The sequence below is a fragment of the Streptomyces sp. NPDC050508 genome (assembly GCF_040655155.1).
Classification (GTDB): domain Bacteria; phylum Actinomycetota; class Actinomycetes; order Streptomycetales; family Streptomycetaceae; genus Streptomyces.
This window is the reverse complement of sequence record NZ_JBFAJJ010000002.1, coordinates 414,769-435,227: the sequence shown is the minus strand read 5'-3', so window position 1 is coordinate 435,227 and position 20,459 is coordinate 414,769. Positions and strand designations below refer to the sequence as shown.

The window sequence follows — 20,459 nt, the reverse complement described above, 5'->3', positions numbered from 1 at the left end:
GTGGTGCGAAACGGGATGAGACAGGCGCGTGCGGGTGCAGAACGAACGGACCGTCGTCGACGGCCTGCGCCTGGCCGTACGCGCCATGGTCTACGCGGTACTCGGCGGCGCGGCGCTCATCACCATCGCCACGGTTGTCTCCGTCCTCGGACCGATGCTGGCCCTCGACCTCTACACCCCGCCCGTGGCTGCCTGGTGGACGGTCTTCACGGCGGTGGCGGTGCAGGGTGTGCCGTTCCTGCTGCTGGGCACGGTTGTGTCGGCGGCGATCGGAGCGTTCGTACCGGAGCGGGTGTTCACGAAGCTCCTCCCCCGCAACCAGGCCCTCGCGGTGCCGATTGCGGGCGCGGCGGGTGTCGTACTCCCCGGCTGTGAATGCGCATCGGTACCGGTGGCCAGCAGTCTGATGAGACGGGGGGTCGCCCCGGCCGCCGCCCTGGCCTTCCTCCTCTCCGCGCCCGCGATCAACCCGGTTGTCCTGGTGGCCACTTCGATCGCCTTCCCGGGCCAGCCGAAGATGGTGCTGGGCCGCCTGATCGCCTCCCTCGCGACGGCGGTGGTGATGGGCTGGCTCTGGGCGAGATTCGGCCGCGAGGAGTGGCTACGGCTCCCGAAGCGCACGCAGGCCGCCGCCTCGTCGCCCACGGGTGTGAAGGCCTTCGTCGCCGGGTTGCAGCACGACTTCCTGCACGCGGGCGGGTTCCTGGTGCTGGGCGCGGCAGCGGCGGCGACCTTCAACATCGCCGTACCGCGTTCGATCCTGGACATCTTCACGGGTTCGTCCTGGCTGTCACTGCTCCTGCTCGCGCTGCTGGCGGTGGTGCTGTGCGTGTGCAGCGAGGCGGACGCGTTCGTCGCGGCTTCGCTGAGCGGCTTCTCGCCGGCGGCGAAGCTGGCGTTCATGGTGGTGGGCCCGATGGTGGACCTGAAACTGATCGCGTTGCAGGCGGGCACGTTCGGCCGTTCCTTCGCCTTCCGCTTCTCCTCGACGACGTGGCTGGTGGCCGTGACGAGCAGCACGCTGGTGGGGTGGTGGCTGCTGTGAGGCGCTACGGCTCGGCGGTCCTGCTCCTCATGGTGGGCGGGGCGGTCCTGCGGATCTCGCTCTTCAGCGAGCTGTATCTGCGGTATGTGCAGGCGGCGTTGCGACCGTATCTGGTCGTGTCCGGTGGGTTGTTGGTGCTGCTGGGTGTGGTGGCGGTGGTACGGGCGATGGCCCACAGGGAGCACGAGGAGGAAGAGGAGGAAGCGGGGGAGGAAGAGGGAGAGGGGGAGCACGACCATGGTCACTCCCACTCTCACGCCGGTCCCCGAATCGCCTGGCTCCTCACCCTCCCCGCCCTCGCCCTCCTCCTCTTCCCGCCCCCGGCGCTCGGCTCGTACAGCGCGTCCCGTGAGGAGGCGCAGCGCGCGGCGCAGGGTGTGGGTACCTTCTCGGCGCTTCCCGCCGGGAACCCCCTCGACATCTCGGTCGCCCAGTACAGCTCCCGCGCGATCTACGACACCGGCCACTCCCTCAAGGGCCGCACCCTCCGTATGACCGGCTTCGTGACCCACGGGAGCAACGGCACCTGGTACGTCACCCGCCTCATGGTCACCTGCTGCGCGGCCGACGCGACGATCAGCAAGGTCGAGATCCGGGGCGACGAAGCAGATGGGGCTCCTCAGACCGACACCTGGGTCACCGTCACCGGCACCTGGATCCCGAAGGGCAAGCTCGGTACGGACAGTGCGTGGCCACCGGTACTCGCGGCCACGGAGGTCACGCAGGTGAAGCAGCCTGCGGATCCGTACGACAAGCGTTGACCCGGGCGGTGTCCGCCCGATGCCGGACGACGACCAGGGCGAGCACGGCGGCCAGTGCGCCTCCGGTGACCAGGCTCATCGGGCCCGTGCCGAGCTGCAGGCCGTCGCCGTAGGGGGACGGAACCCCCAGCCAGTCGGCGAAGGACGCACCGAGGGGGCGGGTGACGGTGTAGGCGAGCCAGAACGCGAGGACCTCGTTCAACCGCAGCCACTTGTAGCCCGCGGCGGGCAGCAGGATGACCGCGAGGAACACGAACGTGGACGCCAGGGTGCCCAGGCCGAGCGGACCCGCGACGAAGTCACCGGCCGCGGTGCCGAGGGCGAAGGTGAAAATGACGGTGAGCCAGTAGAAGACCTCGCGCGGACGGGTGTTGATGCTGTGCGTGTCCAGGGTTTTCTCGCTGATGTACCAGGTGGTGAAAACTCCCGCCTGAAGGGCAAGGAGCAGCACGGTGGAGCCCCATAGCGGCATGCCGAGATCCTGGTTGAGGAAATCGGCCGACATGGTGCCGAAAATGCTGACGGAGGTCACTGTCAGCCAGTACACGACCGGCGTGTACTTCTTGGTCGACAGCTGCACGATCAGGCAGCCGACCAGCAGCGTCAGGCCCATGAGGATGGCCGCGTGCCTGCCGATGTAATCGTTGAAGAACACGTAGTCGGAGAACGATTCGCCGAATGCTGTCGTCCCCAGTTTCGCCGTCCAGAAGAGGAGGGTGATTTCCGGGACTTTTATCGCGAGGCTCTGTGAGGTGGTTGTGGTCATGGCCTCAGATTAGGAAATTCCCCGAGGCCGCGAATCAGACGAACGTCATGGGTTTTCCGGGGGCGTACGACCTTTGTCTGACCCCGGATACCCCGGATTTCCGGGGTCGTCAGCTCGCGCGCAGTCCGTGCTCGTAGGAGAAGATCACGACCTGGACCCGGTCGCGGAGCCCCAGTTTGGCCAGGATGCGGGTGATGTGGGTCTTGACCGTGGCCTCGGTGAGGAAGAGCCGTCCGGCGATCTCGGCATTGCTCAGCCCCGCGGCGATGAGGTGGAACACCTCCTTCTCGCGCGCGGTGAGCTCGGCGAACAGGGCTCCTGCCGCATCGCCTTGGGGCAGCGGTGCGAGCTGCGCGAAACGGTCGACCAGGCCGCGGGTGATGCGCGGGGTCAGGACGGCGTCGCCGGAGGCGACGGCACGGATGGCGTCGTGGAGGACGGGCGGCCGGACGTCTTTGAGGAGGAAACCGCAGCCTCCGGCGCGCAGGCCCGCGAAGGCGTACTCGTCCAGGTCGAAGGTGGTCAGGATGAGGACACGGCAGGACATCGTGGTGGTGATGAGGCGGGTGGCCTCGATGCCGTCCATGACCGGCATGCGTACGTCCATCAGGACCACGTCGGGCCTGGTGCGCCGGGCGAGGTCGACCGCCTCACGGCCGTCCGCGGCCTCGCCGACGACTTGGATGTCGGGCATCGTGCCGAGCAGACTGCGGAAAGCCATGCGGACCAGCGCCTGGTCGTCGGCGATGAGCACCGAGATCGTCGTCATCGCGGCTCACCGAGCCCCAGGCTGCCGGTGACGGCCCAGCCGTACGGTGTGGCACCCGCATACAGTTCGCCGCCGAACATCGCCACCCGCTCCTTCATACCGGCCAGACCGTTGCCGGTGCTCTCCGCCCCGACGGTGCGGGACGGCGGGGTGCCGTCGTCGCGGATACCGAAGCCGACGGCGTGGGATTCCCAGGTCAGGGTGATGTCCACCGTCGACGCGTCCTGGGCGTGCTTGACGACGTTCGTCAGCGCCTCCTGGACGATGCGGTAGAGCGTCGTCTCCGCCTGCTCGTTCAGCGGTGCCCGGGTGCCCGTCTCGGCCAGCCGGACCTCCAGACCGGTACGCCGGACCTCGTCGACCAGCGTCGGGAGCGTGTCGAGGCTCGGCTGGGGTGCCCGCTCGGTGCCGGAGTCCGTGCGCAGCACACCGAGCAGGCGCCGCATCCCGGCCAGGGACTGCCGTCCGGTCGAGGCGGCCTGGAGCATTTTGTCGCGGGCCCCGTCCGGGTCGGTGGCCGTCGTCGCGGCGGCGGCCTCGGCCAGGGCGACGGTGACGACCAGGCCGTGGGCGACGATGTCGTGCATCTCCCGCGCGATCCTGGCCCGTTCGGTGGTCGCGGCGAGCTGTGCCTGCTGGGCGCGTTCGCGTTCGAGCCGGTGGGCGCGGTCCTCGATGGACACCAGGTACCGGCGCTGGGCCCGCACGGTGGTGCCGAGGAAGAAGGCGGCGGCACCCAGGCCGCTGAGGACGACCACCACGTCGTTGACGCTTCCGGGCGGCCCGAACCGCAGTGCCATCAGCACGCATCCGAGGAGGACGGCCGCCGCCGCACTCAGCGAGCAGCGCAGGCCGCGGTCCGCCGCGACCGTGTAGAGCGCGACGAGCACGGCGAACTCCGCGAACGACAGGGTGCCCAAGGCCCACGTCGCCATGGCCACCGCCCAGCAGCACCAGAACACCCCGACGGGAGCCCGCCGCCGCAGCACGAGCGGCCAGACCACCGCTGCCGCGAGCAGCCAGTCGACCACGTCGGCCCGGTTGTAGAGCAGCTCGTGCACCGCGGCGGCGCTGCAGATGAGGGGCGGCCCCAGCAGCAGCACGGGTCCGAGCGCCGCGTGCCGCCGAATGTGCCGGGACAGATGGCCGAGGTACGCCGATCGGTCGTCCCCCGCCGCGGCAGCGGGCGAATGGTCCGGTCTGCGCAGGTTCACTCAGCCGAGATTACGGGAGGGGCGTCGTCTTGCCGTCAATCGATGGTCTTACTTCTCGCCGGTACGGGAGGTCTTCCTTCGCGAACCGCCGAGAGCTTCAGACCTGCACCCGCCCCTGCCGCTGCACGTCCGTCAACCGCTGCGCCCCGACCTGCAACGCCTGCTGCGTCGCGTCCGCGGGCACGTTCGCCAGGCCGCCGTTCGTGACGGTGATGGTGTCGTCGCCGATGCGGACGGCGGCGGTGTCGAGGGTGAGGGTGGACTGGTCGCCCTCGGGGGTCGTGCCGGTGAGGGTCAGGTGGAGGCCCTCGCGGGCGTCGCCGACGTTCGGGAGGGTCGCCTCGGTGACCTGGACGGTCTGGACGCCGGAGCGCGTCGTCGTCGCCGTGAAGTTCGCGCACTTCTGGGGGAGGGACCGGAGCCAGGCCAGGGTGCGGTCCACGTCGGCGGGTGGGAACGCGGCCACCTGGTAACGGAGTTGGGCCTCGTCGTCGGTGTCGTCGAGGCCGGTCACCGCCTGGGTGGCGGCGGGGGTGCCGAGCAGTTCGTCGGCGTACAGGGCGTCCAGCAGGCGTTGGCAGTCGGGGATCGCGGTCTGCGCCTTGAGGAGGCTGTCGCGCCAGGTCGCCGTGCCCTGGGTCGGGGTCCAGGGGGCGCCCAGGTCCGCGTCCGTGATCAGCGCGGCCTGTGCCTGGGCCGCGGTGAGGACGGGGGCGGCGGCCGGGGACGCGTGGGCGGCGGGGGTCCGTACGGCAGAGACGGAGGGCGCGGTCGTCACCCTGTGCAGGGCGGCCTCGTCCGCGCAGCCGGCCGCGGTCAGCAGCGTCCCCGCCGACAGTGCCGAGGCGAGGAGGAGGACACGGGCCGGGGAACGGGTCATCGAGGGTCCCTCCTGGGGCATGCGGAGTGCCGGACGCGGAATCGCCGCGTGCTCGCTCCCACGGCACCATCGCCCGCGCCCGCCCACCAGCGCGCCGGGCCGTCCGGGTGAGAACCGGGCCGGTCCGACCGGAGTACCGGCCGCGTACCGGGTGCCATCGGGAAACCAATACCGGGCATTCGATTCCGCATTGGCCGCCCGTCCGCGCCCGGCCTACTGTCGAAGGCACCTCACCGACTCCCAGGAGACCCCCCATGTCGAAGATCCTCTTCGTGCTGACCGGCGCCGACCAGCTCACCCTGGCCGACGGCACCCTGCACCCCACCGGCTTCTGGGCAGAGGAGGCCGTCACCCCGTACGAGGCGTTCAAGGCGGCCGGTCACGAGGTCGTCGTCGCCACGCCCGGCGGAGTCGTGCCGCCCGTGGACCGGGGCAGCCTCGCCGCCGACTACAACGGCGGCCAGGAGAACGCCGACCGGGTCGCCGGTGTGCTCGCGTCGAGCGCCGAGTTCCAGCAGCCGGTCAAGCTGACCGAGGTCGACCTCGCCGACTACGACGCCGTGTACTACCCCGGCGGCCACGGCCCGATGGAGGACCTCGCCGTGAACGCCGACTCGGGCCGGCTCCTCACCCTGGCCCTGGCCTCCGGCAAGCCCCTCGGCGTGGTCTGCCACGGCTCGGCCGCGCTGCTCACGGCGACCGAGGAGGACGGTACGAACGCCTTCGCCGGGCGGCACCTCACCGGGTTCACCAACGTCGAGGAGACCCAGGGCGGTCTCGCGCCCAAGGTGAAGTGGCTGCTCCAGGACCGGCTCGTGGAGCTGGGTGCCGACTTCGAGGAGGGCGAGCCGTGGGGCCCGCACGTCGTGGTCGACGGCAACCTCGTCACCGGCCAGAACCCGGCGTCCTCCGCACCGGTCGCCGACGAGCTCCTCAAGAAGCTGGGCTGAGCCCCGCGAAATTCCGTCGCGCGAGCCGTCGTACGACTGCTAGCGTCCGCCGCATGAAGCGTGCCAAGCCGTTCGCGTCCTCCTGGACGACGACGCCGGAGACTGTCCCGGCGCGCTGACTGTTGAACCGAGTCGAAGCCCCGGGGCGAGTGCCCCGGGGCTTTGCCATGTGGTGCTCGTCTCTCGGCCCTTTGTCCCGCGAGGAGTTCACCATGCACCACCACGACCACCGCCGTCTCGGCCGCGAACTCGGCCTCTTCGACACCGACCCCCTGATGGGCGCGGGACTGCCGTACTGGCTGCCCGACGGTGCGACCGTGCGGCACGAACTGGAGGAGTACGTACGGGAGTTGGAGCGCGCTGCCGGTTACCGGCACGTGTACTCGCCCGTCCTCGGCAAGCGGGAGCTGTACGAGATCTCCGGGCACTGGTCGCACTACAGCGAGGACATGTTCCCGCCGATGGAGCTGGGCAGTGAGGAGGTCGTGCTGCGGCCCAGTCTCTGTCCCCATCACGCCCTCATCTACCGGTCCCGGTCGCACAGTTACCGCGAACTGCCGTTCCGTATGGCCGAGTTGGGCGGCATGTACCGCTCCGAGCTCTCCGGTGTGCTCGGCGGACTGACCCGGGTCCGGGCCATCCAGCTCAACGACGCCCATATCTTCTGCACCCTCGACCAGGCCGTCGAGGAGGCCCGAGCCGCTCTCGCTCTCATCGCCCGCGCCTACGCCGACCTCGGGATCCGCGCCTCGCGTTATCGGCTCTCACTGCCGGGCGAGGGCGGCAAGTACGTTGCGGATCCGGCACTTTGGCGCCGGGCCACCGCGATGCTGAAGGAGGTCCTCGACACCTCCGATGTCGCCTACGAGTCCGCCGAGGGCGAGGCCGCCTTCTACGGTCCGAAGATCGACGTCCAGATCGCCGACGCGGCCGGTCGCGAGGCCACCCTCTCCACCGTCCAGATCGACTTCCACCAGCCCGAACGCTTCGACCTGCACTACATCGGCGCCGACGGCGCGAAACACCGTCCGGTGATGGTGCACCGCAGTGTCATCGGGAGTGTGGAGCGGGCGGTGGCGCACCTCGTGGAGGAGCACGGCGGGGCGTTCCCGGCGTGGCTGGCGCCGGTGCAGCTGGTGGTGCTGCCGGTGTCGGAGGCGCAGGCGGGGGAGGCGTACGACCTCCTCCGGCAAGCCCGACTACAGGGCCTGCGGGCCGAGTTGGCCGGTCCCGAGCAGGGGAGCCTCGGTGCCCGGATCCGAGGTGCGCGGCTCGTGCCGTACCAGGTGGTGATCGGCGAACGGGAGGCCGACGCCGGCCTGGCCGCCGTACGGCTGCGGGACGGCCGTCGGGTCGAGCCGCTGCCGTCCGCCGAACTCCTGCACCGCGTCGCGGCCCGGGTCGAGGCGCGTGGCGCCGAACTGTGGGCGGATGCGTAAGGTCACCCTTGATCCGCCGAACAGCTGTGAGAGGAGCCTGCCGTGACCGGTCAGCCCATCCCCGTGATCATCGACTGCGACACGGGGGTCGACGACGCCCTGGCGCTGCTGTTCGCCGTACGGCACCCGGGCCTGGACCTGCGCGCGGTCACCTGTGTCGCCGGGAACACGGACGTGGACCAGGTCGTACGGAACACGCTGATCGTCCTGGACCACGCCGGTGCCGGTGACATCCCGGTCGCGCGCGGTGCCGCCCGGCCGCTGATCGAACCGGCCCGCTCGGCCGCGCACGTCCACGGGCAGGACGGCATGGGGGACATGGGGCTGCCCGACTCCACCCGTACGCCCGTCGACGTGGATGCTGTGACCCTGCTCCGCCGGGAGATCCTCGCCTCCCCGCGCCCGGTCACCCTCATCCCCACCGCGCCGCTGACGAACATCGCGCTGCTGCTGCGTACGTTCCCCGAAGTGACCCGCAACATCGAGCGGATCGTGTTCATGGGCGGCGCGGTGGCGGTCGGGAACGCCACGCCGGTCGCGGAGTTCAACGTGTGGCACGACCCGGAGGCGGCGGCGATCCTGCTCACCGCAGGGGTGCCGATCACGATGTACGGGCTGGACGTGTTCGAACGGGTCCAGGTCCCGGCGGCCGACGTCCAGCGCCTGCGGGAGAGTGCCGAGCCCCGGCTGAAGCTGGCGGGCGACCTGCTCGCCCACCGCGACCCGGCCACCTCCGGCGACCCCACGCCCACCGGCGGCCTCGGCGACGCGGGCGCGGTCTGCGCGGTAGCCGACCCGGGCGGTCTCACCACCCGGCTCCTCCCCGTCGAGGTCTCCCTCGCCCCCGGCCCCGGCCGGGGACAGACGATCGTCGACCGCCGCCCACGGCACGGCGAGTCCGAGATCCACGACGGAGCCCGCGAACAGGCCCTGGTGGACGTGGGGTTGGACGTGGACGTGGACCGGTACGTGAAGCTGTGGCTGGGGACGGTGGAGGGCTGAGGACCAAGGACTGAGGGCCGACGCATGAACAGCGCCGCTGATTCCGAGACGCTCCAGATCCGTAGAGTGTCCGCCCACAACCCGGCTTCCGGGCTCATGAAGTCCAGCGCTTTGATGGCGGCCGGAACCCTGGTTTCCCGTCTGACCGGTTTTCTGCGCACGCTGGTCATGGGAGCCGCGCTCGGTGTGGGAACGCTGAACGACACTTATCAGGTGGCCAATACCCTGCCCACCATGATTTACGTGCTGGTCGGTGGAGGCGCACTCAACGCGGTCTTCATTCCGCAGTTGGTGCGATCGATGAAAGACGACTCCGACGGAGGCGTTGCCTACGCCAACCGCCTCATCACTCTCGTCGTCACCTTCCTGGGGTCGACCACCCTGATATGTGTGATCGCGGCGCCCGAGTTCATCCGTCTCATGTCGCCCTCGATGGCCTCCCATCCTGACCAGCTGCGCGTCGCGGTGGCGTTCGCCCGCTACTGCCTGCCCACCATGTTCTTCATGGGGATCCATGTCGTGATGGGACAGATCCTGAACGCGCGCGGACGGTTCGGCGCCATGATGTGGACCCCCGTCCTGAACAACATCCTGATCATTTTCGCCTTCGGGGCGTTCGTCTGGGTTTTCGGCACGGCCGAGCACTCGCGCATATCGGCGTCCACGATCACGCCGCAAGGAATGCGCCTGCTCGGAGTCGGCACCCTGCTGGGGCTAACGGTTCAGGCGCTGGCCATGATTCCCTATCTGCGTGACTCGGGATTCAGCGTCCGGCTCCGTTTCGACTGGCGCGGCCACGGCCTCGGGAAAGCCCTGGGCCTGGCGAAATGGACTTTCCTTTTCGTGCTCGTCAATCAGGCCGGCATGGTCGTGGTGACGCGACTCGCCACCGCCGCCGGCACCACCGCGGAGAAAGCCGGACACCCCGGCACCGGCATCACCGCATACAACTACGCACTCCTGCTGTGGCAGATGCCGCAGGCCATCATCACCGTCTCCCTCATGACGGCCATCCTTCCCCGTATCGCCCGCGCCGCCCACGACGGCGACCACGCAACCGTCCGGGACGACATCTCCCAGGGCCTGCGTACGTCAGCGGTCGCCATCGTGCCCTGCGCCTTCGCGTTCCTCGCGCTCGGCGTGCCCCTGATCCAACTGCTCTACGCGGGAGCCGGCGAGGAAGGCGCCCGCAACATCGGCTTCGTCCTGATGGCCTTCGCCCTGGGGCTGATCCCCTACTCGGTGCAGTACGTCGTGCTCCGCGGCTTCTATGCCTACGAGGACACGCGCACCCCCTTCTTCAACACCCTCGTCGTCGCGCTCGTGAACGCCGCCGGCTCTCTCGCCGCCTACCTCCTGCTCCCCGCGCGGTGGGCCGTCGCGGGCATGGCCCTCGCATACGGCCTGGCCTACGTCATCGGCGTCGGCGTCGCCTGGAGACGGCTCCGCACCCGGCTCGGCGGCGATCTCGACGGCCGCCGGGTCGCCCGGACCTACGGCAGGCTCATCGGGGCAAGCCTTCCCGCGTCTCTGGCAGCCGGATCGCTCGCCGCGTGGCTGATGACGGCGATCCACAACCCGCCCGTCGCCGCCCTCACCGCGCTCGCCGCGGGAACGGTCGTACTGGTCGCTCTCTTCGTCCCCCTCGCGCGCATGATGCGCATCAACGAGGTCGACGCCCTGGTGAACATGGTCCGCACCCGCCTGGGACGCTGACCGGCGGAGCCGGCTCCAGGGGGCCGCGGCCGGATCGTGGCGCGGCACGTGTGCGGGCGGCTCACCGGACCCGGTGAGCCGCCCGTCGATGTGGCTACGCGTGCGAGGCGCGGCGGCGGCGTGTGGCCACCACGATCGCCGCGCCGCCGGCCAGCAGCACCGCGGCGCCGCCGATCAGCACGCCGGTGTTGCTGCCGCCGCCGGTCTCGGCCAGGTCGCCGCCGCCGCCGTTGGGCGAGGGCGCGGCAGCCGGGGCGCTGCTCGAACCGGAGGCGACCGGGGTCGGGTTGGCGGACGCCGGGGTCGACTCGGAGGCGCTCGGCGTGGGGGTCGAGGACTCGGCGGCGGGCGGGGTGGACGTCGAGGCCGGCGGCGGGACCGACGCGGGGGCGGACGGCGACGGGGGCTGCGACTCGGTGGTCGTGCAGTCCTTCGTGCCGCCGTTCCAGGCCGCGATCAGCTTGTCCTTGATGACCGTGTGGTCGGGGCCCTTGGGCAGGTCGCCGTGGACGAAGCCGTCGCCGGCGGCGGGGTTGCCGTCGAACTTGACCGCACCCCGGTAGAGGTCGATCTGCGCGAAGCAGCCCTCGTCCGGCACCGCGATGTCCAGCGAGTCGGTCTGGCCCTTCTTCACGGTCACCGTGTCGAAGTCGACGAAGATCTGCTGCCCGGAGGTGGCGAACGTCGGGCCGTGGGCGATGTACGAGGCGAGCGAGGCGGTGCAGGTGGACGCGTCACCGGCGGTGCGGACCTTGATGTGGACCTTGCCGTCGTCGGTGGGCTTCAGGTTCTGGTCGTCGACCTTGACCGAGGGGAAGAAGTCGGTCCCGTTCAGCGAGAACTGGCAGCCCTCGGTCTCGGTGACCGTGCCGGCGCCGGAGCCGGGACGGTAGTGGCTGCCGGATCCCCAGCCGTCACCGCCGTCGCCGTGACCGCCGGTGGCCCAGGCGCCGGACGCTGCGCCGACGGAGGCCGCGGCGAGGGCGAGGGAGGCGGCGCCCGTCCCCAACAGGCGGCGCACGGTGACACGACTCGCTATGGACATACTGATCCCATCTGGTGGTGCAAGGAGTGGAGGGTGGCGGAGCGAAGAGGGAGCGAAGAGCTGAGCGAAGAAGCGCAGGAAACACCGGGCCCATTGGTCACATGCGCCACAGCGTGTGCACATCGTGGGTCCACCGGAAGTTGACTGTCAACTTCCGTAAGCGCAACGGGAATTCATAAGGAGACCACGTGACCGACCTGTCCTCCCGTGACCCGAACTGGTGGCGTCAGGCCGTCGTCTACCAGGTCTATCCGCGCAGTTTCGCCGATGCCGACGGTGACGGACTCGGGGACCTCAAGGGCATCACCCAGCGGCTGACCCACCTCGCCGCGCTGGGCGTCGACGCCCTCTGGCTCAGCCCCTTCTACCCCTCCGAACTCGCCGACGGCGGCTACGACGTCGCCGACTACCGTGACGTCGACCCGCGCCTGGGCACCCTCGACGACTTCGACGCGATGGTCGCCGAGGCGCACCGGCTGGGCCTCAAGGTCATGGTCGACATCGTGCCCAACCACACCTCGCGGCTGCACAGTTGGTTCCAGGAGGCGCTGGCCGCCGCTCCCGGTTCCGCCGCCCGCCACCGGTACGTGTTCCGGGACGGACGAGGTGAGCACGGCCAACTCCCGCCCACCGACTGGCCGTCGGTGTTCGGCGGCAGCGCGTGGCGTCAAGTGCCGGACGGCCAGTGGTACTTGCACCTCTTCACACCCGAACAGCCCGACCTCAACTGGGACAACGAAGAAGTCCGGGCCGACTTCCGCGCCACCCTGCGCTTCTGGTCCGACCGCGGGGTCGACGGCTTCCGTGTCGACGTCGCCCACGCCCTGGCCAAGGACCTCACCGAACCGCTCCGCGACATCGGCCCCCTCGCGGCGAACTCCGAGGCCGTCCTCGACAACCTCCCGCCCGGCAGCCACCCCTACTACGACCGCGACGCGGTCCACGAGATCTACCGCGACTGGCGCCGCTCGGTCTTCGACACCTACACCCCGCCCCGCATGGCGGTCGCCGAGGCCTGGGTGCCGGCTGCCCGCCGCGCCCTGTACGCCCGCCCGGACGAACTCGGCCAGGCCTTCAACTTCGAGTACCTGGAGGCCGGTTGGGACGCGGACGAACTGCGCGAGGTGATCACCGGCTCGCTTGCGACGGCCCGCGCGGCAGGCGCCTCGGCGACCTGGGTACTGTCCAACCACGACGTCGTACGCCACGCCTCGCGCCTGATGCTCCCCCTGGGCACCGACCCCAACACCTGGCTCCTCTCCGACGGCCGCACGCCACCCGTCGACACGGCGGCAGGCCTGCGCCGCGCCCGAGCCGCGACCCTCCTCATGCTGGCGCTGCCCGGTTCGTCGTACGTCTACCAGGGCGAGGAACTCGGTCTGCCCGAGGTCGCCGACCTGCCCGTCGAGGTCCTCCAGGACCCCGTCTGGGAACAACAGGGCCACACCCACAAGGGCCGCGACGGCTGCCGGGTACCCCTGCCGTGGACTTCCGCCGGTCCGTCGTACGGCTTCGGGCCGGGGCCCGCGTGGCTGCCGCAGCCGGCGAGTTTCGCGTCGTACGCCGTCGAAGCACAGGACGGGACCGAGGGCTCGACCCTGGAGCTCTACCGCACCGCCCTCCGGCTGCGCCGCAAGCTGCTCGACGGGGAGTCGCTGACCTGGGCCGCGGACAGCCCGCCCGGCGTGCTGGACTTCGCCCGCTCCGACGGCTGGCGGTGTGTCACCAACCTGACGGACGCGCCGGTCGCCCTGCCGCCGGGGGAGGTGCTGCTGAGCAGCGAACCGGCGGCGGGCGACGGGGAGTTGGCACCGGACACGACCGTGTGGCTGGGGGCGTAGGTCGGTACCGCTGTTGCCGGTCCTCACCCCACGGTCGGGGTGCCGGTCGCGTTCGCCGCGGTCGGTGACTCGCCCGGCAGGACCGGCGGTTGGGTGGTGCTGTTCACCGGCGGGGTGAGCACCACCTCCGGCTGGCCCGCGGCGGGCGGCGGCGGAGTGAGGTCCACGGCCGGCAGCTTCGGCGGGGTCGTCTCCTGGAAGAGGACCTGGCTGAAGTTGACCAGGCCCGTCTTCTCCATCACCGTGATGTGGTCCAGGACGGTCGCGTTGGCCTGGTCGGCCAGCGCCCGCACCAGGGTGTTCTCGGTCGTCGAGCGGATCTTCGCGATCGTGTTGAAGATCGAACCGTGCGTCACGCGCAGGATGTTGGCGAAATCCGTGTCGAACTGCTTGCCGCTGTCCGCGTTCAGCGTGTTGATGAACCCCTGCTGCTGCGGGCTCGGCTGGTTCGGGATCGTGATGTTGAGCATCGGGGCGACCTTGCGCACGGTGGTGTCCAGCGCCGCGTGCCCGTCGATCAGGTGCTTGCTCGCGGTGATGACCGCCGGGCTCGCGCCCTTCTTCAGGCCCATCTGGCCGACGGGGTACTCCCACAGTCCTGCCGCGCGCACCTTGACCACGAAGTCCCGGTCGGACTCGGTCAGCGGCCCCCACTGCGTGTTGGCGATCACGCGCGTGGGCGCGCTGGAGACCGTGGTCACGCCCAGCATTGCCGGATAGGCCAGTGCGACGAGGGTCAGGCTGAGGGCACCCCCCACAACCATCGTTCCCGTCGCGTTCCGCGAAAAGCGCACCGTACCTCCTGTGTCGTGGACCGCCCGTCGGCGGTACGGACAGTGGGGAGTACGGATCGGGGAAGCGCCCGAAGTCTTTGGTTTTGGTAAAGACGGAGTGGGGCGCGTCACAAGTGGCGGGTGATGCCTCCGGTTCGGCGCCCCGGTTCCGGGTGTGTTTCCGGGTGTGCGCGGAGAGGCCGCGTTACGCGAACTGGCCGGGCTGGTAGTCGCCGGCGGGCATCGTGAGCATGACGTTCATACGGTTGAAGCTGTTGATGAGGGCGATCAGTGAGACGAGGGCGATGAGCTGCTCGTCGTCGTAGTGCTTCGCGGCGTTCCCCCACACCTCGTCGCTCACCCCGCCGGCCGCATCCGCGATCCGGGTCCCTTCCTCGGTCAGCTCCAGCGCGGCGCGCTCGGCGTCGGTGAACACGGTGGCCTCGCGCCACGCGGCGACGAGGTTGAGCCGTACCGACGTCTCTCCTGCGGCGGCCGCGTCCTTGGAGTGCATGTCGGTGCAGAACCCGCACCCGTTGATCTGGCTCGCACGCAGCTTCACCAGTTCCTGCGTGGCGGCGGGCAGCGGCGAGTCGTCGATGACCTTGCCGGCCGCGATGAAGTGCTTCAGGGCCTTGCCGGCGATCGGGCTGGCGAAGGCGTTGAGTCGGGCACCCATGGTGGGCTCCTCTGCGTTTCGTTGCCGTTGCTTACACAGGACTGACGAAACGGGCGACGCGAATGTGACACCGCGAATGTGACGACGCGAATGTGACGACGCACAAAAAGCAGTGGTGGGGCACCGCTGCCCGCCCCTACCGTGCTGCCGGACCAAGTCGTCTGGGCAAGGACGTGCCGTTGTACACCGTGTGAGACCTCCCGAGCGCTGAATCGTCGCGCGTCGCACCTGTGCGCCGCGCCCCTTTTTGCTGCGGACTTCTCACTGGAACCGGTGTACTTCTGTGCTCGAAAACTGGGTGGTCGCGCCCACCTGCCTGCCTCTTGTCGTCCGCCGCTGCCACAGATGCGCGTCGGAGCGCTTCCGGGCAGACGGCAGGTTCCGCGTCAACGCCAACCACAAACTCCTCGACGCCTGGCTCCTCGCGCTCTGTACCGGCTGCGGGGACACGGCCGGGTTCACGGTCCTGGAGCGGATGAACGTGCGCTCCGTACGACCTGAACTGCTGGACCGGCTGCACAGCAACGACCCTGTCCTGGCAGCCGAGTTGCTCCAGGATCCGGTCGTGCGGCGCCGTAATCGCATCGCCCTCGACTGGGACGACGCGTGGTGTCTCGACACCGGCGGACCGGACCACCTGGACCGCGAGGTGATCGACATAGCGGTCCGCTTCGCGGCACGGATCCCGGTCCGGCCGGTACGGCTGATCGCGGAGGGCTGCGGTGTCTCACGGGCCGAGGTCGAGAGACTGATCACGGAGGGGAACCTGGTCTCGGCGGTCCGCCTGACCGGCAGACTCTCCGACGACTTCACCTTCACGCTCAAGCGCTGAGGCTTCCGGAAGCGGATCAAGTCGTAGTGGCGAGTTCGACGAGGTGCTGGGCGGTGCCGGCCGGATCGACGATCTGATGGAGGTGTGCGCCGGGCAGGTGTGCCACACGCCAGCCGCGTTCGCGCGCCTCGCCGGCGAGATCGTCGTACGGAGGGCCGAACAGCACGTAGGAGCAGGGATGGTCGTCCCAGCCGTCGGGGACCGGGATGTGCTGCTCGTAGTGGGACAGCGGCAGGGTGGGCTGCTCCTCGACGACTGTCTGCCGCACCAGTGGATCGGAGAACATGGGTGCGATGTCTGCCTCGTCCCACCAGTCGGTCCAGCGGGGCAGCCTGCCGTTCACAGCCATCGGGCGGAGGAACTCCAGCAGTTCGGGTGTGGCGACAGGGGTCGGTCCGGTCCGGGCCGGCAGCGCGGCATCGACGAAGATCGAGCCGGCCACCGGATGGTCGAGGCCCGAACGGATCGCCGGGAGGAACAAGCCCGCGTTGCTGTGTGCCACCAACGTGACGGGGCTGTCGGCAGGGACCTGCCGGAGGTCGTCGCGGACGGCGTCGACGACGCGGGGCCAGAAGGGCGGAGCACCGTCGCCCATGTGCAGCAGGGACGGCACCCGCGCCTGGTAGCCCGCCGTCGTCAGGTGTTCGGCCACCGGGTGCCAGGTCGAGGGTCCTACGGATGGACTGTGCACGAGAACGAAGATCGGCCGCATGTGACGATCCTGTCGCCTGCGCCTTCGGAGTCGCGACAGTCTTGGCCGACAGCAGAACGCTTCACGTCGAAGCAACCCATGCGCGTGCCGAGCCGTGCGAGTCGGCCTGACCGGCGAACGTCAACAACCCGTCGTTGACGGAATGTTGACCGGTGTATGGCACAGCATTGGCGAACCCCCGCTATACGTTCGGCCCCATGCCACCACTCCCCCCACACCCCCAGCGGGCCCGCCGGCAGGCACCGCTCCCCGTCCTCCCCTACCGCAAGCCCACCAAGGGCCGTGACTACTGGGTCCTGGACGACGTGCTCCCGGACGTGGATGCCGTACGGGAGCGGTGTCTCGCGAAGGACGACTGGGTGAAGGGGTATCCGTACACGTCGGAGACCTGGCCGGGGCTGCGCACCATGCCGGGGCTGGAGCCGTCCGAGCTGGGGCGGATCGAGCGGCTGGTGAAGAAGGCGACCGGGGCCAAGGAGTTGTGGGTGCAGCAGGCGCCCGGGGGCGGGACCCTCAACCACAACTGCATTCAGGTCGTCGGCGAGGGCGAGAGCGAGCCCCGGCCGCACACCGACTCCCGCGCCCTGTGCCGGTACGCCGCCGTGCTGTACCTCAACCCCTCCGTGCCGAAGGACTGCGGGACCAGTTTCTACCGGCAGCATCTGCCGGGCGGACGGCTCGGCGGCAATGTCGTGCAGGCTCCGCACAACAACCTCGTCGATGCCCTCGGGACGCGGTTCGTCGCGCCCGACGCCTTTGAGGAAGACGTGCGCGTGCCGCACCGGTACAACAGCCTGCTGCTCTACCACGCCAACCTCGTGCACAGCGCGACCGGTTACCACGGCAGCACGCTGGACGAGAAGCGGATGACCGCCGTCTTCTTCTGGATGGCCTGACCTACGCCCCAAAAGTGTGACACTCGCGGCGAAAGTGTCACACTTTTCCGAACCGTGGCCGGGTCCGAGGTCGAGTTCGGGGGCCTCGTCGGGTGTCACTCGGATGGCGTAACCCCCCTGGTGGAGGGGGTGCCCCGGCCGGATGGTCGTAGCACCACACACCACAGAGAGGTGGGGCACGGCCATGACCCAGCAGCCGCACTCGACGCAGCAGCCGCACTCGACGTCCGCCGGCGGCCAGGAGAAACCCCCGGTCTGGAACGACTCCGGTCAGGCCCCCGGCACCCGGGGCCACGGCACGCCCCCGGGCCGCGGCGGACTGGCGGCCGGCGGTGCGGTCTTCGCCGGTGTCCTGATGCTGATGAACGGCGTCATCGCCATCCTCCAGGGCATCTCCGCGCTCGCCAAGGACGACGTGTACACGCGCGTCGGCGACTACGTCTACAGCATCAACCTCACCGGCTGGGGCGTCATCCTGATCTGCCTCGGCGCCGTGGGCGCGGTCACCGGCTGGGGCATCCTCAGCGGCATGAGCTGGGCCCGGGTCTGCGGCATCGTCCTCGCGAGCCTGAGCGCGATTCTCCAGTTCATGTTCCTCCCGTACGCCCCGGTCTGGTCGGTCCTCATGATCGCGATCGACGTGTTCGTGATCTGGGCACTCGCGGTGTACGACCCGGCGGGGTCCGGGGAGCGGCAGCAAGTGCAGTAGTAGGGGGGTAGTCAGGGACGGCAGGGCGTCGGAGGTTCTTACGAAACGCGGACGTCCGGCGCCCGGAGCCGGTGCGGGGCGGCATCGGCGCGGGCGGGGTGCGAGGCTGGCGGTATGCAGCAGCCGTACGAGAGGGCCGGGAAGGCCGGGCGCGTCGAGGAATCCGGTGCGTCCGGCGGATCGGGCGGGTCCGGTGGCGCCCGCGTCCTCGTGGTCGACGACGATCCGACCGTCGCGGAAGTCGTCTCCGGGTATCTCGACCGTGCCGGGTATGTCGTGGAGCGGGCCGAGGACGGGCCGCAGGCGCTTGCCCGGGCCGATGCGCACTGGCCCGACCTGGTCGTGCTCGACCTCATGCTGCCGGGGATGGACGGGCTGGAGGTCTGCCGGCGGATGCGGGGGCGGGGGCCCGTGCCGGTGATCATGCTGACCGCCCGCGGGGACGAGGACGACCGGATCCTCGGGCTGGAGGTCGGTGCCGACGACTACGTCACGAAGCCGTTCAGTCCGCGGGAGCTGGTGCTCCGGGTGGAGTCGGTGCTGCGTCGGTCCCGCTCGCCGGTCGGGCCCGCGACCCCGCTGAGCGCCGGGGGCCTGACACTCGACCGCGCCGCCCGCCGCGCCACCAAGGACGGGGCCGAACTCACCCTCACCCACCGGGAGTTCGACCTCCTCACCTTCTTCCTGCGGCACCCGGGGCGGGTGTACGGGCGGGAGGATCTGATGCGTGAGGTGTGGGGCTGGGACTTCGGTGATCTGTCGACCGTCACCGTGCACGTACGGCGGCTGCGCGGAAAGGTCGAGGACGATCCTGGGCGGCCGAGGCTCATCCAGACGGTGTGGGGGGTCGGGTACCGCTTCGACCCCACCGGCACCGAGGGGGACTGATCATGCGTAACGCCCTGCTCATCGCCCTGTTCGCCTTTCTCGGCGCCGCGGCGGCCGGGGTGCTCGGCGCGGGTGCGCTGTGGCTGCTGCGGCGGCGTTCGCTCACCGCGTCCGTGTCCGTGGTCGCCGCCGTCGCCGTGACCGCGATGCTCGCCGGCACGCTGGCCGTGGCGCAGGCGATGTTCCTGTCCCGGCACGATCTGTCCGTGGTGACGACGGTGGTGGCGATGGCCGCCGTCGTCTCGCTGCTCACCGCGCTGCTGCTCGGCCGCTGGGTCGTCGCCCGGAGTCGTGAACTCGCCCTCGCCGCCCGTGACTTCGGTGACGACGGCGACTTCTTCGCCCCGGACCGTCCGGCCACCGCCGAACTCTCCGGCCTCAGCCGCGAGTTGGCCGCGACGAGCGCCAAGCTCGCCGAATCCCGCGACCGTGCGCGGGCGTTGGAGGCGTCGCGACGCGAACTCGTCGCCTGGATCTCCCACGACCTGCGCACCCCGCTGGCCGGTCTGCGCGCGATGTCCGAGGCCCTGGAGGACGGCGTCGCCGCCGACCCCGCCCGCTATCTCCGCCAGATCCGCACCGAGGTCGAACGCCTCAACGACATGGTCGGCGACCTTTTCGAACTCTCCCGCATCCACGCCGGCGCCCTCGCCCTCACCCGCTCCCGGATGTCCCTGTACGACCTGGTCGGCGACGCCCTCGCGGGAGCCGATCCGCTCGCGCGCGAGCTCGGCGTACGGCTGGTCGGCGACCGGATCGAACCGGTGCCGGTCGAGGTGGACGGCAAGGAGATGAGCCGGGTGCTGGGGAATCTGCTGGTCAACGCGATCCGCCGGACGCCCACGGACGGTACGGTCGCCGTCGCCGCCGAGCGGTCCGCGGAGGGTGTCGTCCTGTCCGTGACGGACGGCTGCGGCGGCATCCCGGAGGAGGACCTGCCGCGTGTCTTCGACACCGGGTGGCGCGGCACGCATGCCCGGACCCCTCCGGCGGGGGCCGGGCTGGGACTCGCGATCGTGCGCGGCATCGTGGAGGCACACCAGGGACGGGCCGTCGTACGGAACGTGTCCGGCGGCTGCCGGTTCGAGGTGACGCTGCCCGCGGCCGAGGCGTGAACGAACCCCCAGGGTGACCGTCAGGGTGAGGTCACACGTGGCCTATGCCGCCACCGCCGAAGGAACCGCTCCTTCCCGGCAGCCAGCGCTGTCGGTTCTGGTCCTTTCCCGTTCTGCTCCCGGAGTGGTGGAGCTGGTACGGCATCAGCCGTTCCTTCTCCTCCGAGGCGACGGGCATCTCGTCGGGTTCCCGCATCTCGCTCGTCTCGTGGACGGCGCCGCCGATGGGGAGGTGGGGCTGCTCTTCGGGGAGCGGCCGTGGAAGTTCCTGGTCCCGGACCTTCATGCCGAAATGTATGGCCCAGACCAGTGCGCCTGCGATCACCAGGCCACCGAGAAAGGCCGCGGTCACGTCGAGTGTGTTGTGAGACGCGGCCAGCTGAACATACGTTGCCGTACTCATACTCCGATTATCGCTCTTCGGGGT

At 70.1% G+C, this 20,459-nt stretch carries 20 protein-coding genes and 1 pseudogene; 12 read left to right on the top strand and 9 right to left on the bottom strand.

Annotation, left to right across the window (positions count from 1 at the left end; genetic code table 11):
- The first annotated feature begins 85 nt into the window (after positions 1–85).
- Positions 86–1,045 (top strand): permease, encoded by a 960-nt coding sequence (locus tag AB0I69_RS07135; protein WP_363095020.1) that lies wholly within the window; start codon positions 86–88, stop codon positions 1,043–1,045.
- On the top strand, positions 1,042–1,806 hold the full coding sequence (locus AB0I69_RS07130) for a TIGR03943 family protein (RefSeq protein ID WP_363095019.1): 765 nt from the start codon (positions 1,042–1,044) through the stop codon (positions 1,804–1,806). The genes AB0I69_RS07135 and AB0I69_RS07130 overlap by 4 nt, the downstream gene beginning before the upstream one ends.
- Here AB0I69_RS07130 and AB0I69_RS07125 read toward each other — a convergent pair.
- The 4 genes from AB0I69_RS07125 to AB0I69_RS07110 form a co-directional block, all read right to left on the bottom strand.
- The gene (locus AB0I69_RS07125; RefSeq protein ID WP_363094555.1) at positions 1,763–2,572 is read right to left on the bottom strand and encodes a hypothetical protein; all 810 of its coding nucleotides are present in this window, start codon (positions 2,570–2,572) and stop codon (positions 1,763–1,765) included. The two genes, AB0I69_RS07130 and AB0I69_RS07125, sit on opposite strands and share 44 nt — an antisense overlap.
- A gap of 109 nt (positions 2,573–2,681) precedes the next feature.
- A complete protein-coding gene (locus AB0I69_RS07120; protein ID WP_363094554.1) occupies positions 2,682–3,341 on the bottom strand; it encodes a response regulator transcription factor in 660 nt (219 codons plus the stop codon).
- Entirely contained in the window at positions 3,338–4,555 is a 1,218-nt protein-coding gene (locus AB0I69_RS07115) for a histidine kinase (protein ID WP_363094553.1), read from the bottom strand. The genes AB0I69_RS07120 and AB0I69_RS07115 overlap by 4 nt, the downstream gene beginning before the upstream one ends.
- Before the next feature lie 97 nt (positions 4,556–4,652).
- Entirely contained in the window at positions 4,653–5,435 is a 783-nt protein-coding gene (locus AB0I69_RS07110; RefSeq protein WP_363094552.1) for a hypothetical protein, read from the bottom strand.
- A 254-nt stretch (positions 5,436–5,689) separates the two neighbouring features.
- Between AB0I69_RS07110 and AB0I69_RS07105 the strand changes: the two genes are divergently transcribed.
- From AB0I69_RS07105 to murJ, 4 genes and pseudogenes are all read left to right on the top strand, one after another.
- Positions 5,690–6,385: a type 1 glutamine amidotransferase domain-containing protein gene (locus AB0I69_RS07105; RefSeq protein WP_363094551.1), complete on the top strand. Its 696-nt coding sequence runs from the start codon at positions 5,690–5,692 to the stop codon at positions 6,383–6,385.
- 212 nt (positions 6,386–6,597) lie between these two features.
- On the top strand, positions 6,598–7,824 hold the full coding sequence (thrS, locus tag AB0I69_RS07100; RefSeq protein WP_363094550.1) for a threonine--tRNA ligase: 1,227 nt from the start codon (positions 6,598–6,600) through the stop codon (positions 7,822–7,824).
- A 42-nt stretch (positions 7,825–7,866) separates the two neighbouring features.
- A complete protein-coding gene (locus tag AB0I69_RS07095; protein ID WP_363094549.1) occupies positions 7,867–8,826 on the top strand; it encodes a nucleoside hydrolase in 960 nt (319 codons plus the stop codon).
- 84 nt (positions 8,827–8,910) lie between these two features.
- A pseudogene (gene murJ / locus AB0I69_RS07090) lies at positions 8,911–10,542 on the top strand (murein biosynthesis integral membrane protein MurJ); the annotation flags it as partial.
- Positions 10,543–10,636: 94 nt separating this feature from the next.
- Here the strand turns inward: murJ and AB0I69_RS07085 are convergent.
- Positions 10,637–11,587: an LAETG motif-containing sortase-dependent surface protein gene (locus AB0I69_RS07085; RefSeq protein WP_363094548.1), complete on the bottom strand. Its 951-nt coding sequence runs from the start codon at positions 11,585–11,587 to the stop codon at positions 10,637–10,639.
- 188 nt (positions 11,588–11,775) lie between these two features.
- Here AB0I69_RS07085 and AB0I69_RS07080 point away from each other — a divergent pair, with 188 nt between their 5' ends.
- On the top strand, positions 11,776–13,428 hold the full coding sequence (locus tag AB0I69_RS07080) for a glycoside hydrolase family 13 protein (protein WP_363094547.1): 1,653 nt from the start codon (positions 11,776–11,778) through the stop codon (positions 13,426–13,428).
- Positions 13,429–13,451: 23 nt separating this feature from the next.
- On the opposite strand, the gene AB0I69_RS07075 is transcribed toward AB0I69_RS07080, so the two are convergent.
- Together AB0I69_RS07075 and AB0I69_RS07070 are read right to left on the bottom strand one after the other, a co-directional pair.
- Positions 13,452–14,186: a DUF4142 domain-containing protein gene (locus tag AB0I69_RS07075; protein WP_363095018.1), complete on the bottom strand. Its 735-nt coding sequence runs from the start codon at positions 14,184–14,186 to the stop codon at positions 13,452–13,454.
- 220 nt (positions 14,187–14,406) lie between these two features.
- Complete coding sequence (locus tag AB0I69_RS07070; protein WP_363094546.1) at positions 14,407–14,880, bottom strand: carboxymuconolactone decarboxylase family protein; 474 nt, start codon at positions 14,878–14,880, stop codon at positions 14,407–14,409.
- Between the two features lie 283 nt (positions 14,881–15,163).
- Between AB0I69_RS07070 and AB0I69_RS07065 the strand changes: the two genes are divergently transcribed.
- The gene (locus tag AB0I69_RS07065; protein ID WP_363094545.1) at positions 15,164–15,712 is read left to right on the top strand and encodes a DUF1062 domain-containing protein; all 549 of its coding nucleotides are present in this window, start codon (positions 15,164–15,166) and stop codon (positions 15,710–15,712) included.
- 16 nt (positions 15,713–15,728) lie between these two features.
- Here AB0I69_RS07065 and AB0I69_RS07060 read toward each other — a convergent pair whose 3' ends face one another.
- Complete coding sequence (locus tag AB0I69_RS07060) at positions 15,729–16,424, bottom strand: alpha/beta hydrolase (RefSeq protein ID WP_363094544.1); 696 nt, start codon at positions 16,422–16,424, stop codon at positions 15,729–15,731.
- A 197-nt stretch (positions 16,425–16,621) separates the two neighbouring features.
- Between AB0I69_RS07060 and AB0I69_RS07055 the strand changes: the two genes are divergently transcribed.
- The 4 genes from AB0I69_RS07055 to AB0I69_RS07040 all read left to right on the top strand — a co-directional run bounded on the left by AB0I69_RS07055 (position 16,622) and on the right by AB0I69_RS07040 (position 20,032).
- Positions 16,622–17,320 (top strand): DUF6445 family protein, encoded by a 699-nt coding sequence (locus tag AB0I69_RS07055; RefSeq protein ID WP_363094543.1) that lies wholly within the window; start codon positions 16,622–16,624, stop codon positions 17,318–17,320.
- 184 nt (positions 17,321–17,504) lie between these two features.
- A complete protein-coding gene (locus tag AB0I69_RS07050) occupies positions 17,505–18,029 on the top strand; it encodes a hypothetical protein (RefSeq protein WP_363094542.1) in 525 nt (174 codons plus the stop codon).
- 114 nt (positions 18,030–18,143) lie between these two features.
- The gene (locus AB0I69_RS07045) at positions 18,144–18,917 is read left to right on the top strand and encodes a response regulator transcription factor (RefSeq protein ID WP_363094541.1); all 774 of its coding nucleotides are present in this window, start codon (positions 18,144–18,146) and stop codon (positions 18,915–18,917) included.
- 2 nt (positions 18,918–18,919) lie between these two features.
- Positions 18,920–20,032 carry a HAMP domain-containing sensor histidine kinase gene (locus tag AB0I69_RS07040; RefSeq protein ID WP_363094540.1) on the top strand — a complete coding sequence of 371 codons (1,113 nt, stop codon included), beginning with the start codon at positions 18,920–18,922 and terminating at the stop codon, positions 20,030–20,032.
- 31 nt (positions 20,033–20,063) lie between these two features.
- Here AB0I69_RS07040 and AB0I69_RS07035 read toward each other — a convergent pair whose 3' ends face one another.
- A complete protein-coding gene (locus tag AB0I69_RS07035; protein WP_363094539.1) occupies positions 20,064–20,435 on the bottom strand; it encodes a DUF6479 family protein in 372 nt (123 codons plus the stop codon).
- Positions 20,436–20,459 lie beyond the last annotated feature (24 nt).